Raw genomic sequence first — 519 nt, forward strand, 5'->3', positions numbered from 1 at the left:
CGCTTGACGCGGTTGACGGCCTGGCGGGTGACCCGCATGTCGCGGCCGTCGAGGTCGAAGTGGGCGACCTGCAGGATGGCCTCGTCGCCGAGCTGGAGGGCGCCCAGCCCGGAGCGGGCGTACGCGGTGGCCCCTTCCTCGGAGGCGCCCATGACGGCCGGCTGCCAGCCGTGGCGGCGGGCGACGGTGAGCCAGGCGTCGACGGCGGCGGACCAGGCGGCGGGGTCGCCGACCGGGTCGCCGCTGGCGAGGCAGACCCCGGCTTCGACGCGGTAGGTGACGCCGGCCCTGCCGTTGGGGGCGAACACGACGGCCTTGTCGCGGCGGGTGGCGAAGTAGCCGAGGGAGTCGCCCCGGCCGTAGGCGCCGAGCAGGGCCCGGATGCGGGGCTCCTCGTCCCCGTGCAGGGCGGCGGTCAGCCGCTGCGAGCGGAACAGGGTCGAGGCGGCGTTCAGCAGGGCGAGGGCGCCGAACTCGTAGGTGTTGCCTGCCCTGCGCCGGGTGCGTGCCGCCAGGGAG

At 76.5% G+C, this 519-nt stretch carries 1 protein-coding gene; it reads right to left on the reverse strand.

All coding sequences use genetic code 11. From position 1 onward, the window contains the following. Positions 1–519: phosphatidylglycerol lysyltransferase domain-containing protein (locus G3I78_RS47540; RefSeq protein ID WP_164436836.1), on the reverse strand; the 519-nt coding region annotated here is incomplete at both ends.

The organism is Streptomyces sp. SID13726, assembly GCF_010548375.1.
GTDB lineage: Bacteria > Actinomycetota > Actinomycetes > Streptomycetales > Streptomycetaceae > Streptomyces.